General features: G+C 69.0%; 10 protein-coding genes and 2 pseudogenes. 4 read left to right on the forward strand and 8 right to left on the reverse strand.

From position 1 onward, the window contains the following. Positions 1-506 precede the first annotated feature (506 nt). The gene (locus OG245_RS29230) at positions 507-1,409 is read left to right on the forward strand and encodes a DUF4394 domain-containing protein (protein WP_098021763.1); all 903 of its coding nucleotides are present in this window, start codon (positions 507-509) and stop codon (positions 1,407-1,409) included. Between the two features lie 283 nt (positions 1,410-1,692). On the opposite strand, the gene OG245_RS29235 is transcribed toward OG245_RS29230, so the two are convergent. The 8 genes and pseudogenes from OG245_RS29235 to OG245_RS29270 all read right to left on the reverse strand — a co-directional run bounded on the left by OG245_RS29235 (position 1,693) and on the right by OG245_RS29270 (position 10,976). Continuing rightward, the gene (locus OG245_RS29235) at positions 1,693-2,169 is read right to left on the reverse strand and encodes a dihydrofolate reductase family protein (RefSeq protein ID WP_179893222.1); all 477 of its coding nucleotides are present in this window, start codon (positions 2,167-2,169) and stop codon (positions 1,693-1,695) included. Positions 2,170-2,443: 274 nt separating this feature from the next. After that, on the reverse strand, positions 2,444-2,926 hold the full coding sequence (locus OG245_RS29240) for a class F sortase (RefSeq protein WP_257138271.1): 483 nt from the start codon (positions 2,924-2,926) through the stop codon (positions 2,444-2,446). A 248-nt stretch (positions 2,927-3,174) separates the two neighbouring features. Next, positions 3,175-4,350, reverse strand: a pseudogene (locus tag OG245_RS29245) (DUF4331 domain-containing protein); the annotation flags it as partial. Continuing rightward, positions 4,329-4,763, reverse strand: a complete 435-nt coding sequence (locus OG245_RS29250; protein WP_371626356.1) for a hypothetical protein — start codon at positions 4,761-4,763, stop codon at positions 4,329-4,331. The pseudogene OG245_RS29245 and the gene OG245_RS29250, both read right to left, overlap by 22 nt. Positions 4,764-4,838: 75 nt before the next feature. Continuing rightward, positions 4,839-6,497: a nickel/cobalt transporter gene (locus tag OG245_RS29255; RefSeq protein WP_371626357.1), complete on the reverse strand. Its 1,659-nt coding sequence runs from the start codon at positions 6,495-6,497 to the stop codon at positions 4,839-4,841. Continuing rightward, on the reverse strand, positions 6,494-7,849 hold the full coding sequence (locus OG245_RS29260; RefSeq protein WP_371626358.1) for a tetratricopeptide repeat protein: 1,356 nt from the start codon (positions 7,847-7,849) through the stop codon (positions 6,494-6,496). Before OG245_RS29260 ends, OG245_RS29255 begins: the two co-directional genes overlap by 4 nt. A 99-nt stretch (positions 7,850-7,948) precedes the next feature. After that, entirely contained in the window at positions 7,949-9,559 is a 1,611-nt protein-coding gene (locus OG245_RS29265) for a DUF4331 domain-containing protein (protein WP_371626359.1), read from the reverse strand. Between the two features lie 634 nt (positions 9,560-10,193). Beyond that, entirely contained in the window at positions 10,194-10,976 is a 783-nt protein-coding gene (locus OG245_RS29270; RefSeq protein WP_371626360.1) for a transposase family protein, read from the reverse strand. 486 nt (positions 10,977-11,462) lie between these two features. Between OG245_RS29270 and OG245_RS29275 the strand changes: the two are divergent. From OG245_RS29275 to OG245_RS29285, 3 genes and pseudogenes are all read left to right on the forward strand, one after another. Further along, a pseudogene (locus OG245_RS29275) lies at positions 11,463-11,916 on the forward strand (GNAT family N-acetyltransferase). A 682-nt stretch (positions 11,917-12,598) separates the two neighbouring features. Next, the gene (locus OG245_RS29280) at positions 12,599-12,850 is read left to right on the forward strand and encodes a hypothetical protein (protein WP_097968112.1); all 252 of its coding nucleotides are present in this window, start codon (positions 12,599-12,601) and stop codon (positions 12,848-12,850) included. A gap of 506 nt (positions 12,851-13,356) precedes the next feature. Beyond that, on the forward strand, positions 13,357-13,755 hold the full coding sequence (locus OG245_RS29285) for a hypothetical protein (protein ID WP_371626361.1): 399 nt from the start codon (positions 13,357-13,359) through the stop codon (positions 13,753-13,755). Positions 13,756-13,782 lie beyond the last annotated feature (27 nt).

Genomic DNA, 13,782 nt, shown 5'->3' on the forward strand with positions numbered 1-13,782 from the left:
GGCTGTTCTCAGTGGTTCGCCGCGCGTACGCTCCGGCCATGACCACCACACCGAACCCGCGCATCAGCCGGCAGGACCAAGACCCCGGATGGGGCATCATCGCCTCCTGAACGACCGCCGAACTGACTTCCGGGGCCGCGGCGGCGACATGAGCGGGACTACCGGGGGAGTCCCTGACGATGGCGTTGGGGTGGCACCGGGCCTGGAAGCCAGGTGTCAGATGTACCGGGGGTCGGCGTACTTGATCGCGCCTTGGACGGTGGAACAGGGCCACTTCCCGTGGCCCGAGAGCGGTCGCTCTCCCAACGGCAGACGAGACCTCGCGAACCTGCGTGCGAGCTTCATCGAGGGCGCGGTGGGCCTGTCCTCGCCCGCTGGAGTATCGGTCGCCATTCCCCGTGGGGTTGGGGCTGGATGGGCCTGTGCGACGGGCGGCCCAGGTGCGTACGTGTTCCTGTCGCTGTTGACGCCCGATGGTCGGGAGTCGCACCTCGTAGGAGACACAGATGCGCAAAGCAGTTCTCGTCGCGGCCCTGACCGCAGCGGTGTCCATGGTTGTGCCGGCATCGGCAGGCGCGTGGGCGGCCGGTCCGCTGCCCACGCAGGCCGTACAGGGCGGGCCCGGTGACACGCGGGAGCAGAAGGCAGGAGACGACGGGCTCGCGGTGATCGGCCTGACCTCCGGTCAGCGGCTGGTGGAGTTCCGCACCGGAGCGCCGTCCGAGCCTTGGCAGCTGGGCAAGGTCAGTGGGCTGAAGAAGGACACCAAGCTGGTCGGCATCGACTTCCGCGTGCAGAACGCCAAGCTGTACGGGGTCGGCGACAAGGGCGGCATCTACACCCTGAACACCCGCAACGCGAAGGCGACCAAGGTCTCGCAGTTGACCGTGGCTCCGGCCGGCAACTTCTTCGGAGTCGACTTCAACCCGGCGGCGAACCGGCTGCGCGTCATCAGCGACACCGGCCAGAACCTGCGCCACAACATCGACGACCCGGCCGCCCCGCTCACCACAACCGTCGACGGCCCGCTGACCAACCCGACGACGCCCCCGTCATCGGCCAAGGGTGTGACCGGTGCGGCCTACACGAACAACGACCTCAACGCGGACACCGCGACCTCGCTGTTCGACATCGACACGACGAACGACCGGGTCTCGCTCCAGTCGCCCGCCAACGTCGGCACCCTCGCCCCCACCGGGAACCTCGGCGTCAACGCCGGCCCTAACGCCGGATTCGACATCTACTTCTCCCACCGGACCCGCACGAACCACGGCTTCGCGGCGCTGAGCGTCAACGGCGCTTACCGCTTCTACGAGGTCAACGTCCTGACCGGCCAGGCCGAGAGCATCGGAGAGTTCCCCCGAAACCACCAGGTCACCGACGTCGCGCTGCCCCTGAACCAGAGCTGAGAACAAAGGGCTTGGTGCCGGCCAGCGAGGCCGGCACCAATTTCCCGCCCCACACCAGCTCCTTCCACCACCGCCGTGATCAGCATTCGGACCTGCCGGTAGAGGCGCCGGTGTACAGCTCAGTCAGGTACTCGCGACAGCACTTCGGACACCGTGTCGGCGTACAGGGCCAGCTCCTCGCACCAATAGGTGAGCGCGTATCGCCATCCGTCTTCGCCGCCGGGGCGGGCTGGGCCGTCCGCAGGCAGCTGAGCGCGGAGGGAGCGTGCCGAGTTCGGGGCGGTCACCGCTCCCGGACGGTGTAGGTCAGATGCGTCACCCTCGGGGAGGGCTCCGCGCGGACCTGCTCCAGGGCCACGCGGGCCGCGTCCACGCCCTCGAACAGACGGATTCCGGAGCCGAACAGCACAGGCGACAGCGCGATGGAAAACTCGTCGATCAGGCCGGCGTTCACGTACTCCACGATCGTCGCGCCGCCGCCCGCGACGCGGACGTCGCGATCACCGGCGGCCTCGCGGGCCTGTTCGAGCGCGGACTCGATGCCGTCGTTGACGAAGTGGAACGTGGTCCCGCCCGGCAGCACCCGGGGGTCACGCGTGGTGGTGGTGAACCCCTCCGGTCCCCACCAGTGCGGCAGGTGTCGGACGTCGGTGAACGCCTCGAACACCAGCTCCCGTGGAGCGTCGATGATCTGGGAGACGACGGTCTCACGGTCGGCTGTCGCCGATTGCGCCGGCGTTCCTTGTCCTGTCCTGCTCATCAGCTACTCCGCTTCCCTCGTCTGCTTCAGGTCCCGCACGTAGGCGTCCAATCGGTCGAAGCTCTCGTTCCAGAACTGCTCGAAACCACCGACGTCAAGCAGGGGAGCCGGGCGGGTCATGTCCGATGACGATCGTGACGCCTGCTTTCGGCGGACACGGCCCTCGGCGAAGCAGTCCGGGGCGGTCGGTCGCAGAGCGCGAGACCGCGGTCTGGAAGGTGCGCGAGCGATCGATATCGGTGACCGTAGGAGGTCCCGGTCTCGGGGCTCGCGTTCATCCCTTCGGCACACCTGCGTTGTCGAGGGTGGCGTAGACGACGAGGTTGTCCCGGTACTCGCGGCGGCTGCGGTCGTAGGTGCCCGAGCAAGTGATCAGGTGCAGGGCGGGTGGTCCGCTGGTCGCATAGACCTGGCTGTCGGGGAAGGCGTCCTTCCCGTACTGGCGCAGCGCCCGCACGGTGAAGGTGATGGTGGACCGGTCCTCCTGGACCATAGTCACTTCGTCGCCCGGGCCGAGCGTGGAGAGTCCGTGAAAGGCTCCGGGGCCTGTGGCGGAGTCGACATGGCCGACGACGACCGTCGCGCCGGGGCCACCGGGGCGGGGGCCGTCGCTCCACCACCCTATGTTTTCGGGCTCGTCGGGAACGCCGAGGCGGCCGTCCTGCTGGACGCGCAGGCCGATCAGGGGCTGGTCGATTCCGATGGTAGGTATGCGGATGCGGACCGGTGGTGCGGGCGTCAGGTCGCCGGATGTCATGGCTTGGCCGGATCCCGGGTGAACGGGCAGGCTGCCTCTGTCCATCAGTTTCGGTACCTGTCCGGAGCCGGTGCTCAGAGTGGAGAAGCCGATGCAGGCCAGTGCTGCCCCGACGGCTATGGCGATCGTTCCAGCGGTTCCCCGCCTGCCGGGTATACGCCGCAGTCGTGGGCGGCGGGTGGTGGTGGCACGGGCCGGTCGCCCGACCCGCCGACGGCGGATCGGGCGACCGGGTAGGAACGGGCTGTTCATGCCTGGCCGGTGCCGCGTCGTCGGCGCAGTGCCAGCACTCCGGCCACGGCCAGGAGTGCCCCGCCGCCCAGGGCGGTGACGGGCACGACGGGGAAGCCGTCGCCCGAGGCGAGGCCGCCGAGGCCGGCGCCGACGCCACCGTCGGGGTGGAGCGAGTCAGCCTGGTTGACGGCCGCGGTGTTGGGCAGCGCCACGTACGGGAAGGTGTCACCCGGCTCGCGGTAGGGCGTGTCGACGGCATCGCCGGCTGCCAGGGCGGGCACGATCTTCCCGGTCTGAGCGGCGCCTTCGAGGGCCTGGAGCTCGATGTCGACGACGTCGTCGTTGAGCCGGCGGCCGTTGGGGAAGCCGGCCAGGTCCTTGCCCAGGACGCCGAGGCGGTTGGGCTTGGCGGCCGGCGGGACGGCCATGTTCAGGCGCAGCATTTCCGCGGGAACGACCGCGGCCTTGTCGACGTCCTGGTTGAGGCGCTGCGAGTTGAGGTCCGCCTTGATCGGACCGCACTCCTTGCAGATCCCGGTGAGGAAGATCTCGACGAGGTCGTTGCGCGGCGTGGCGGGGGCGGGGACCTTGTAGATGTTCTGGATGAGCTTGGGGACGATGGGGTCCTTGACCTTGTCGACGACCGGGGTGACGGTGGCGTCCTTCTCCGGGCTGAGCGAGTTAAAGGCGTCCTTGTACTTCAGCGGCACGACGACCTCGTTGACGAGCGGATTGCCCAGGCGCGAGACCTGCCGCCAGTCGTCGGCGTTTCCGTCCTTGGCGGGTGTCCCCTGCGCGTCCTTCGCCTTCGCGTCCTCGCTGCCCTTGCCGGCTGCGCCCGTGACGTTCGCTCCTCTACGGTCGGTGGTGGACCACACACCGATGACGGGGTTGCGTTTGGCGTCGTCCTTGAGCGCCAGCGTCGACTTGGGCACCTGGACGGCGAGGGTGTTGATGTTGTAGCCGGCCAGTGTGTTGTGGCCGGTCTCCGAGAGGTCGCCCCCGTACAGGAGGTCGAAGATCCGCAGGTCCAGGAAGAACGGGTCGGACGCCTGGCCGGCGAAGGTCGTGCCGCCGCCCGGCAGCGGAACCACGGCCTCCTTGCGGAGGGAGGCGTAGTCGGGCATCGACGCCTTGCCGACGTTCGAGGGTGCGACCGGGGAGTCCTTCAGGAGCGTCTTGGTGTTCCCGCGCGGAGAATCTCTCCGAGGCGCAGGGTGTTCCAGCGGCCCAGCGCGTACGACGGGCTGCCGGGACCGGCGAAGACCCACTCCGCCCTGCGGACTCGGTCGCGAACCTTGTCCGCGCCGCCCTCGCCCGAGGGGCCGTCGATCTCAGCGTCCGGAGCGACCGCGGTCGCGAGGCTCACCGAGCGACGGAAGTACTCCCTGGCGCGGGTGGAGATGTCGTCGCGGTTGACCTGAAAGCCGTACGGCGTCTCCAAGATCACCGCGTCGGCTGCGCGGGAAAGGTGGGCAGTGACCTCCCGATGCAGTGTGACCATGGTCGGGCTCGTCTCGCCGGAGCCCATCAGTACCAGAAGCCCGCGCCTAGCGTTCACATCAAACCCACCGCCTCCGCTCATGGTGAGCAGACCTTCCATGAGTACCCGAGGGAAACCCGCCGCATGCTGATGCTCCGGGCGCGGACGCTTGGTTCGCCAGGTGCAAGGCGGAAGTCAGCCGTTGCCAGCGGCCGCGCGCAGGGTCAGGCCGAGGCCGACGGCGATGACGAGGAGTGAGGTGATGACGGGGCCGGTCCGTGCCAGCTTCCTGAGCAGGGTGTTGTGGCGGAGGGTCCGGGCCCGGTCGTGGTTCTCGATCCTTTCGCGCAGGCGGACGAGAAGGAGCCCGGCGAGGGTGAGGGTGGCGGCCATGCCGAGTCCGTAGCCGATGACGAGGAGGACGCCGAAGGCCGTACGTCCGAGGGCAACGGCGCCGAGGAGTACGACGAGGGCGGAGGGGCTGGGGACAAGACCGCCGGCGATGCCCATACCGATGAGGCCGGACCTGCTCGTACGCCGGGTCTTCTCAGGGGCCCTTGATGTGCCTGACAGGTGGTGCTCGTGGTCCGGCGGGCTGAGGGTCGCGACCGCGGGGTTCGACCGAAGCTCCTCGGCCGGCGCGCTGTCGATCGCGGGGGCCGGTACGGCGGGCCCGTGGTGGTGGGGACGACCGGGCCCGTGGTCGTGGTCGTGGCTGTGGTCGTGATGATGGCCGACGCCGCTGTGGCTGTGGCTGTGGCTGTCGCCGTGGTGATGGTGGTTGTGTTGCGGCCTGCCCCGGACCGCGCCCAGAAGGAGCCAGAGGCCGATGCTGGTGACGAGGAGGCCGCTGGCGGCACCGAGCCACAACAGGACGGTCTCACCCGCCAGATGAGTGGAGACCGGGAGGGCCAGTCCGAGGACGAGGACGCCTGCGGTGTGGGTGAGGGTGACGGTGGCGCCGACGGTGAGGGCGTCCCGCCGGGTGCCGCGGCGGCCCGCCAGGTAGGCGGCCATGATGGTCTTGCCGTGGCCGGGCATCGCCGCGTGGGACGCCCCGAGGACGAGCGCCAGGAACAGGGCCAGCAGTCCCACGGGCAGAGTGATCTCGCGGGCGCCGACGAGCGAGTCGAAGGCCCCGGTGACCTTGGCGAGCGCCTCGCTGACCAGGCCCGCGCCGGGAAGGTCCGCCGCCATCGCCGGAAGGGCCCCCGCACCCTGCCCGGGTTCGCTGCGCAGTTCTGCCTTGCGCTGGTCCAGCGGGGAGGCGAGGGGGTCCTGCGGGTACTGGCGCAGTTCGCGGGTGGTGGACGCTGCCGGTACGTCGGTCCGGGTGATCCTGACGCCCTGGCCGGTCGCGGTCATCTCGTGCCAGCCGACGCGCTTGGTGTCGTAGTCCGTTTCGGCCCGGATGCCGGCGGGCTCGGTGAGGTCGGCCGGGCTGGTCAGCGAGCAGGTGAGGCGGCTGGTCTTGAGGCCCGCTTCCCCGTTCTCGTACACCAGGGTGGCCGAGGACCGCCTCCAGTCCGCCTGGGTACCGCCCACGCTCAGGTGGAGCTGTCCGCTCAGGTCCGAGCAGGTCTTCTCGGCGTGGACGCGCGATTCGTTGTCGCTGACCCTGCCGTTGTGATCGGTGTCGATGGCGGAGCGTTCCTGGAGGGCTGAGATCTCCGCATGGTCGACCACGACGTGGGCGTCGATCCGGTCGGGGCGAAGGACGAGGCCGGTGTGGTAGTTGACGCTGAAGTTGCCCAGGGGGTGGGCGGTGGCGGCGGGGGCGGACGCCACGCTCGCGACGGCGACGAGGGCGCCGGCGGCCAGGGTGGTGAGGGCTCGGCGCAGGGTGTGGTTCATGGTGTGGTGTCGATTCGCTGGAGCAGGTCGCGGGCGGTGTTGGCGTGCAGGGGGTGGAAGCCCGGCTCGCGCAGCGCTTCGGTCAGGTCGCGGCGGGCCGCGCCGGGGTCGCCGAGGGCGTGGTGGATGGCGGCGCGGTGGTAGCGGAAGAGCGCGCTGCGGGTGCCCTGGGCAAGGGCTTTGTCGGCCTGGACGAGGGCTTCGGTGTCCCGGCCGGCCCGGTGCAGGGCCCAGGCGTAGGCGTCGTGGACGGCGACGAAGGGGCGGTTACGGAGGGTCTCCTCGGCCAGGGTGACAGCGCGTCGCGGGTTGCCGTGATCGGCTTCGAAGAGGATCGCGTCGGTGTCCGCCGGGTCGTCGGCGGCTTCCCGGATACGGTCCTGCGCGCGCAGGAGGGCGTAACTCTCCTCGGCCCGTTCACGGTGGCCCAGGGCCTGCTCCAGTTCGCCCAGGCCCAACAGGTAGTGCGGCAGGGGGGCGATCGCGACGGCCGCCCGGTAGTCGGCGACGGCCCGGGTGGTGTCGCCCAGTGCCAGGTAGGCGCGGGCCCGGGTCTCCAGGAGGGCCGAATCCGTCGGGGCGGTCCTGAGCGCGTTCTGCGTCCTGACCAGGGCCTGGCGGGGGTTCGCGTCCTGGAGGTCAAGGGCTGCCAGAACACTGTGGGCGAACGACTTGTCGGCCGGGGTGGCCGCTGCCGCCAGCGAGCGTTGCATCAGGGCGCGGGCCCGGTCGGTGTTTCCCTTGAGCTCGAAGGCGTAGGAGGCGCGGGCGAGGGAGGCGGCGTCCGGGCGTAGATCCGCCATCTTCTGGACGGCCTCGTCGGCTTCGTCGTAGTGGCCGAGTTGGGTGTGTGCGTCGGCGAGGACTCCGTAGGCGGAGGAACTGTAGGGCCCGCTGGTGGTGGCCTTGCGGGCCCAGCGCAGCGCGGTGGGGAAGTCGTGGCGTGCCGCGGCCAGGGCGCCCATGGCGGTCTCCGCGTCCGTGTTGTCCACGCTCTGTACGGAGAGAGAGGTACGCAGCGCCTTCTCGGCCCGGTCGTAGGTGGCCGGGTCGGCGGTGCTGCGCGCCTGCTGGACGTAGGCCATCCCCAGGGCGGCCCAGCCGCCGGGATCCTTCGGCAGGCGGGTCACTCGGGCCTGGAGCGCCTCGACCGACCCACGGGGTGCCTCGTCCGGCTGGCCGATGTCGGCCGGACTGGGAGCGGTGGTCCCGCCGGGGGTCAGCATGACCGCGCCGACGGCGAACATCGTCGCGCCCAGAGCCAGGGTGACCACGATGCTTCGCAGCCGCCTGCCGCCTCGGGAAGGGGCCGGCGGTGGCGTGGACGTGAGTGCGGTGTGGTCCGGGTGCAACGAAAGGTCCTCCCCATGATTCGACGATGCCCGGGCCGGGTTGGTGCTCCCCGGCCCGAACACCTTCGTGGCCTCGATCCGTGTTCTGCTGCGGCCGGGTCAGCTGTCCTTGCCCCGGCGGCGGAGGCGGAAGCCGCCGACGCCGAGAAGGAGCGCGCCCGCGCCGGCGAGCGCGGCGGCCTGGGTGGTCTTCGTGACGGGGGTCGCCGCGGTGTTCTCCATCGAGGACTGCTCGGCGGTGCGGCCTGCCGCGCCGGGGCCGCGGTTGACGTTCTTGGTGTGCGGCAGCGCGACGTAGGGGAACGAGGCGCCGAACGGGACCTCGTTGGCGTCGACCTTGTCGCCGTCCGCGAGTTCGGGGACGAGAACGCCGGTCTGGGCGGCGCCCTCGACGGCCTGGAGCGAGATGTCGACGACGTCGTCGGCGAGGCGTCGCCCGTTCGGGAAGCCGGCCAGGTCGCCCGCCAGAACTCCGAGGCGCTGGGGCCTGGCGGTGGGCGGCACCGCCATGTTGAGGCGCAGCTCCTCCGCCGGGACGATCTTCCTGAGCGCCGCGTCCTTGTTGAGGCGGTGTGCGTTCAGATCGGCCTTGATCGGGCCGCAGACCTTGCAGATGCCCGTCAGGTAGATCTCGGCGAGGTCGTTACGGGGCGTCGCGGGGGCGGGGATGCCGTAGACCTGCTGGATGAGCTTGGGCAGGATCGGGTCGTACACCTTGTCGACGACGGGCTGAACGGTTCGGTCCTGGCTCGGGTTGAGGGTGTTGAAGGCGTCCTTGAACTTCAGCGGGACGACGACCTCGTTGACCAGCGGGTTCCCGAGGCGGGAGACCTGCTTCCACTGCTTCGCGTCGCCCTTGCCCTTCTTGTCGCGGGAGTCGGTGACGGTGACGCCCGCGCGATCGGTGGTCGACCACACGCCGACCACCGGGTTGCGAGAGGTGTTGCCCTTGAGGGCCAGCTGCTTCTTGGGGACCTGGATGGCGATGGTGTTGACGTTGTAGCCGGCCAGGGTGTCCTGCCCCCGCTCGCTCAGGTCGCCGCCGTAGAGGAGGTCGAAGACGCGCAGGTCGGCGAAGAACGGGTCCTCGGTCTGCCCCGTGTACGTCTTGCCGCCGCCCGGCAGACCGAACGTCGCCTGCTTCCGCAGCGAGGCGTAGTCGGGCATCGAAGCCTTGCCCGTGCGGGACGGGGCGGCCGGCATGCCCGACAGGAGCGTTCGGCTCTTTCCTCCGGTCGTGACGACCAGGTCGTAGACCTGGCGGAAGTTCAGGTCCGGGTCGTTCAGCGAGGTGACCTGGCCGGTGTTGTAGAGGAACTGGTTCGCGTCATCGCGGTAGCTGCCGCGGAAGCGCCAGCTGTAGGTGACATCGGCGACCCCGTCACCACTGTTGTCGATCTTGATGTTGTAGCGCAGGTCGTCACCGAACGCGTAGAAGTTCGGGCCGCCGTTGGGCTCCTCCATCGGGATCCAGTTCGCCACCATCGTGACCGTGTCGGCCTTGTCGGGGCTGGTGAACGCGTACACGTCGGTGTTGTCCGCCCGCGGGTCCCCGGCGATCAGGGGCGCCTCGCGGTGGCTGGAGGCCGCGCTGAGACCCGGGGCGAGGGTCATCGCTCCGAGTCCTGCGGCCAGGGTGGTGGCACCGAGCACGAGCAGGGACTGGTCCAGGACCCTCCGCGAACGGGGCCTGTCCTGTGAAACCTTCACGGCATTCCTTCTGTCTGCTGACCCCTGCCGGGCATGCGTCGAGGCATGCGAGAGCGAGGGGCGGGCTGATGGAGATGGCGTCCGGTGCCGCAGAGGGAGATTGCGAACCGAGCGGTCTGGCAGGAAAGGGCCGATCGACGGGGCGGCTCGAAACGCGGGCCCGTCAGCACCCAAAGACTGCGCAGCCGTAGACAAGCACGCCGAAACCCAGACCCCCACCCACTCCGACCGGACTCCCAGGTCGGGCACGCGGTCCACGAAGGGTGAACAGGCCGGTGGGAGCGGTGATGCAGCCGAACGACACCCCAGGAAAATCCGCGACGACACAGGCGCCGACCACTGGGCCGAAAGGGGCACACCCGCCTTATTGCAAGCCACTCGCAATAAGATCTGCGGGAGAATTCACTCTTCCGGCGCACCGCGCTCAGTCGAGGGCCCTCAGCCAGGGCCATGATCAATCCCAGCGCTACTCTCTACCGCAACTAAGGGCTCGCAGAGAATCAACATGCTGTCGAGCACCCGGCCTGAGCTGCGATGTCAAGACAGACAGCACGCAACTTATTCTTCTGCGAGCCCTAACGAGCTCGTGCACGGTAGGCGGTGAGACGTCGAGGCTGTCGGCGGGGCTCGGTGTTCACCTCTGCCGTGTCGACGTCAGGTCCGCGGTCTGCTGATGGGACAGCAGGCCGGCGACGGCTTGGACGGTGTCGCTCATGTGCTCGCGGCGGCCGAGGTGGCGGGCCAGGGCACGCCAATTCTTCAGATGGGCGATGCCGTGCTCGACCCGGATCCGCCTTGAGGAGTGTGCCTTGCGCTGGCGTTCGTACATCTCCTCGTACCAGTCCGGGGCGTTCTTCTTGAACTTGCGGTGTGCTGGTGTCACCACCCGGCCGCCGGTCTGCGCGCCAAGGCCCTGGTAGCCGGCATCGGCGAGAATCTCGACCGCGGGCCCGTCGGCCAAGAGCTTGACCAGCCCTAATTGGCGGGCGTGAGTGATGTCCGCGCAGCTTGCGGGTCGTGCTGGGCTGCACCACAGCACGCGGCCTTCGGCGTCCGTGACCACCATGGACTTGACGGCGTTCTGCTTGTTCTTGCCGGAGATGAACTTGTCGCGGTCCTTCCGTCCGGCGGCGGGCCGACGGACCCGGATCTCGGTGCCGTCGATGATGCCGGTCGTCCCGCTCGCGCCGAGGTGGTCGACGACGTCGGCCAGAGTTCGCAGCCGCACGTCGGGGCTGACCGTGCAGCCTCGCTCGGCGAGCAGGGGCCGCACCTCGCCGACGGCCCGGGTGATGGTGGAGCGGTCCACGCCGAACCAGCAGGCCAGCACGTCGTGGGTGACCCCGTGACGAAGATGGACGAGTGTGGCCAGCAGCCGATCGACAAACACCAGCCGGTGCTTTGCGCCGGCGCCCACGGCCCGCTTCCGTGGCCGGGAGGTGAGCCGGGCCTGGTGACGCTCTTGCCACAACGGGCCGATCTCCTCGACGAGTTCAGCAATCACTCCCACAGGCAGGCCCGTGATCCGCCGATTGCTGATGATCACCGCACGCGTTGAGTTCCCCACCACAAGACCATGATCGAGGATCAGGAGCTCGACGTCTCACCGCCTACCGTGCACGAGCTCGTAAAGGCTGTTGCAAAACTGGATGAACGACGAATATCCGCCATGATCCGAGTTCTCACAGGGGCGTCAACTTGCCCGCTTCTGGGAGTGCTCGTGACGCCGACTGTGAAGTGCTCCGCGACCTTCAACCTCCTTCTGTAACGGCCTTTAGGGCGGGTATCGGAAGTCTCAGGTAAGAGATGTTCGAGGGACATCTGTGGGTCAGAACGCTCGGATGGCCTGTTCGAGACCCCCCGGTTAGTCGTGCGTCGTTGGCGCGCGGATGACGTTGTGCCCATGGCTGCTTTCAATGCGGATCCCGAGGTGATGCGGTGGATCGGTGATGGCAGTGTCCGTGACGAACAGCAGACTCGCCGTGAGGTTGAGGCGATGGAGCGCGAGTGGGACAGGCAGGGCTTCGGCCTGTTCGCCATGGAGATCCGCTCGACGGGCGAACAGGCCGGGTCACCGGTCTTTCGGTTCCCGACTTCATGCCGGAGCTCTTGCCTGCGGTTGAGATTGGCTGGCTGCTGGGGCGTGCCTACTGGGGGCAGGGCCTGGCCACGGAGGCCGCTGCGGCTGCAGGCTGGGCCGGATTGGCAGCATCGTCCAGTTCGACAACGGCGCCTCTGAACGAATCGTGACGAAACTGGGGATGCATCCGGTCGGTGAGACCGTCGATCCCAGTTGTGGTCGTCGAGTGCGGGTGTTCGAACTGTCATCGGACCAGTACGTCACGACCACTCGTTGATGGCAGCACCGAGAACTGTCGCCTCATGGCGAACTGCCAGCTTGTCGTAGTGTGTGGCGACAGCACGATTCCTCTTGAGGCGGTTGATGCCGCACTCGACGGAATGGCGCTTGCGGTAGTCGTCCGGGTCGAAGCGCGGCGGTCGGCCTCCGCGGGCGGCCCGTTGTCGGCGACCGCGCAGCCGGCCGGGACGACCCAGCCCCGGTCGTCCGCGTAGGCGCCGAGGTCGTCGAGAACCAGGTGCTCGACGACCCGCAGCGGCGCCACCGCGTCAGCGCGACCGCAGGGCGCGGCCCGACGGCCGGCGTCGCAGAGTCCGCCGGTCCGCGGTGGCTTGTGGCAGGCAGGTGCGGCAGCGACAACCAACCGGTGCGGCGGCTGAAGACGGACACGCTCAGGCGCGCGCCTGGGCCGACCTGTCGGTCCGATCCCCGGACGGCGCTTCTTGCTCCGGCACATCCGTGGCACTCGGGCTTACCCGGCGGTCGATGTCGCTGTCCGTGCCTGTTCGTCACCGGGCGGTCCACTCTTCAGTTGTGGTGGATCGAGTGCTAGCAGGTTCAACTATGGCTCCAGAAGGGTGTTTTCGGTGCCCAGCAGGGCGAGGCGGTCTGATGGTCGATGCCGGGGCTGTAAGAGTTCGCGCTGTCCACTACCTGTTACGCCTTCAAGAGGGAGCACCATGCTTCGTCGTATCGCGTTCACCCTGGCCACCGTCGCCGCCGCCGGCTTCGTCGCCACCGCTCCCGCCGTCGCCAACGACTGGGAGGGCGGCAAGGCCGAGGCCGGTTACCAGCACGTCGAGGGCCACCGCGCCAGCGCCGAGTACCTGAACCTCGGCGGCCCGTACGGCATCACCTACGCCAACGAGAACAGGGAGCACTTCGAGGCCGAGCGCGGCTACTTCGCCGCCCAGTACCTGCACGGCCGCTAGGAATCGCCAGTCGCAGGGCCCGTCCCTCGGGGGGCGGGCCCTGCGCGCGTGCCGCTTGGCGAAGAGGTGGCGGCCAGCGGGACGCCAGCGGCGACGACGAGGGACCGGGGGAGCACCTGTCCGGCAGGGCGAGTCGCGTCGGGTGCGCTCCTTTTCCCGCCCGGGACCGGATCGGTGACCTGGAACGATCCGGCCCCGGGCGAAGCGGGTTCCGGAGCGTTCGGCTCGTGATCACGGGGTTCCGGCCGCGCTTCCTTCTGGATGCGGCGTGCGGGCAGCTGAAGCGCCCGCGTACAGGTCTTGAGGCCATGCCAGTTAGCTCGAATTATGCCAAATGGGTTTATGTAAGGTCTTATTCCGGATTTTGACCGATCCGGACGCTGTGCAGCCACGGATGACGAGTGACGGCCGGGTTGAGCGAGGAGGACCTGGTCGCCACCGCCCGGATGGATGCAAGTCCGCCGGGCGGGGATTTCGCTGCTCGCACCGATCGAAGGACACAGTTCATGCGCAAGATCGTCAAGGCTCTGACCGTTGCTGCGGCCGCCGTCCCGCTGGTTCTGGGTGCGGCCGGCCTGGCAGCTGCCGACTCCGGCCCGGTGTTCGCGGGCCAGTACCAGTCGGCCGACCGCAACGGTGCGGAGCCCGGCAGCCTGCTGAGCGGCTTCCTCGGTGGCGACCGCTCCGGCATGCGGAACGGCAATGACCGGGACTACCGCAACGACGGCAACCACGACTCGGGTCCCGTGTTCGCGAAGAGCCACAAGAAGGCCGGCCCGTGGGGTGCTTCGTCCAAGCTGGTCGCCTCCGGCTTCGACCGCGACGGCGAAGCCTTCTACATCGACAGCGACAAGATGGCCGGCCCGAACGGCGCCTCGTTCTCCCAGACCGCCGCGCGTTCCTGAGCCGGCACGGAGAACACCGGGTTGGCC

Source organism: Streptomyces sp. NBC_01116 (assembly GCF_041435495.1).
Classification (GTDB): domain Bacteria; phylum Actinomycetota; class Actinomycetes; order Streptomycetales; family Streptomycetaceae; genus Streptomyces.

Excerpts from the sequence above, each read along its gene's own strand:
- OG245_RS29285 (WP_371626361.1), top strand. The coding sequence starts at position 13,357 with ATGCGCAAGATCGTCAAGGCTCTGACCGTTGCTGCGGCCGCCGTCCCG.
- OG245_RS29280 (WP_097968112.1), top strand. The coding sequence starts at position 12,599 with ATGCTTCGTCGTATCGCGTTCACCCTGGCCACCGTCGCCGCCGCCGGC.
- OG245_RS29235 (WP_179893222.1), bottom strand. The coding sequence starts at position 2,169 with ATGAGCAGGACAGGACAAGGAACGCCGGCGCAATCGGCGACAGCCGAC.
- OG245_RS29240 (WP_257138271.1), bottom strand. The coding sequence starts at position 2,926 with ATGACATCCGGCGACCTGACGCCCGCACCACCGGTCCGCATCCGCATA.
- OG245_RS29255 (WP_371626357.1), bottom strand. The coding sequence starts at position 6,497 with ATGAACCACACCCTGCGCCGAGCCCTCACCACCCTGGCCGCCGGCGCC.
- OG245_RS29230 (WP_098021763.1), top strand. The coding sequence starts at position 507 with ATGCGCAAAGCAGTTCTCGTCGCGGCCCTGACCGCAGCGGTGTCCATG.
- OG245_RS29250 (WP_371626356.1), bottom strand. The coding sequence starts at position 4,763 with ATGGAAGGTCTGCTCACCATGAGCGGAGGCGGTGGGTTTGATGTGAAC.